2 protein-coding genes are annotated in these 1,762 nt (G+C 40.0%); one reads left to right on the forward strand and one right to left on the reverse strand.

Features of this window, described 5'->3' with window-relative positions; genetic code table 11:
* Positions 1-185 precede the first annotated feature (185 nt).
* Complete coding sequence (locus CWB76_RS19035; protein ID WP_138609687.1) at positions 186-902, forward strand: SIMPL domain-containing protein; 717 nt, start codon at positions 186-188, stop codon at positions 900-902.
* Here the strand turns inward: CWB76_RS19035 and CWB76_RS19040 are convergent.
* Complete coding sequence (locus tag CWB76_RS19040; RefSeq protein ID WP_138609689.1) at positions 894-1,553, reverse strand: hypothetical protein; 660 nt, start codon at positions 1,551-1,553, stop codon at positions 894-896. The genes CWB76_RS19035 and CWB76_RS19040 overlap by 9 nt on opposite strands.
* Positions 1,554-1,762: the final 209 nt, after the last annotated feature.

Below are 1,762 nucleotides of genomic sequence, written 5' to 3' on the forward strand. Positions count from 1 at the left end.
GTGGGCAGGACGCGGACCTTTTGCTCGGGTATGACTTGGTCTAACTAGGATTTAAGCCAGTAGAATAACGCATGATCAGTTATCGAGCCCACTAGGTTACAAACCTCGCGCCGCGATTAAATCGCCCCTAGTTTGAACAAGTTTTAATCCGTAAAGGTCAACAGACCCTGATCAAGGAGAGTGAAGTGAATAAAATATCGAATGTAACCGTTGTTATGGCAGCAGCCTGTTTAAGCATCGGCTTAATTGCATTGGGCTTTATTATAAAAGGAGCCGCGCTTGATATTAAAGGTATGGAGCGCACTGTTCAGGTCAAAGGCTTAGCAGAGCGTGAAGTGGTCGCTGATACTGTTATTTGGCCGCTGCAGTTTAATGACGCCGATAACAACCTTGAAAAGCTTGTTGAGCGAGTTGAGCAAAAAAACGATGCCGTAATTGCCTTTTTAAAGCTACATGGCTTTGACGATGAGGAAATATCGACAGGCACTCAATCTATTATTGATAAGCAAGCGCGTGAATACGCGAACGACAATCAAAAGTTTAGATACGTTATTAGCTCAAATATTATTGTTTACTCTAATGCCCCTGATAAAGTTAAAAACGCACTGAGTAAAGTGAGTCAGTTAGCTAAACAAAATATAGCCATAGTGCAAGATAACTATCAAACTCGTATTGAATATATTTTTACTGGGCTTAACGATATAAAGCCAGCCATGGTGCAAGAAGCCACAGAAAAAGCTCGTGAAGTAGCAAATAAATTTGCGAAAGATTCAAACTCCCTTTTAGGTAAAATTAAAACCGCACGCCAAGGGCAGTTTAGTATTAGCGATCGGGATTCAAACACACCGCAAATTAAAAATGTACGCGTGGTTACTAGCGTAGAATATTACTTATCAGATTAGTGCCGCTACTTGTTCAGTAGAGCGCTGTAAATATGCGGCGCTTAATAGCAAGGTAATTTCGCTTGGAGGGTCGTTTTTTAATGCCTCAAGCAATTGTAATTTTGCTCTAGGATTTTGTTTTTGTTCTATTTCCATTAATGCCAGTAAGGCTGAGAATTCATGCTTTACCGGAATGTTAGGCTTATGTGCATAAACGATATAGCTGGCCACAGGAGTGAGCCCGTACTGATTGATTTGCGCCAATGCATGCAGTAACTCTTCATTAGATTCAAATAACATTAACGAGCGAACATAGTTAAAAGGCAATTGACTCGGCGCTGCGTGCTTGAACACATTATGTAACACGTTATTGCCATGGCTATCTGTACTAATAAAGCCTTTATTTAATTTAAGCACAGGAGTAAAAAAGCTCAGTGCATCTAAACTGGTTAGCTGTTCAATAAACGGCGCTGGTGGCGTATTGCTCGCTAAAATTCGCACGGCAATGTTTTGCATAAAATCGTATTTAATACTCATGCGTAACGCGCTTTCAAACAGGTAATTAAGCTGCATCACTTTTTGAGCGTCAGTAAGCTTTTTAAAGTCGTTATCAAGCTCATCAAACTGTTGTTGTTTAATACGCGCATTGAGTAGCTGTATGCTTAGATCCATTCTGTTCTCCTTGAATACCTACTTTATCCTAGCTTAATTTTTTGCTTTATAAAACAAAAGGCCGCAATTGCGACCTTTTATATGTTTAAGTAGTTACTAGGGTCTGTTTACCTTTGTGGATTAAAATTTGTTCAAACTAGTGGCGGTTTAATCGCGGCGCGAGGTTTGTAACCTAGTGGGCTAAGTAAAAACCGAGCAACAAAGAGTAA

Source organism: Pseudoalteromonas sp. S1609 (assembly GCF_005887255.1).
In the GTDB taxonomy this organism is placed as follows: domain Bacteria; phylum Pseudomonadota; class Gammaproteobacteria; order Enterobacterales; family Alteromonadaceae; genus Pseudoalteromonas.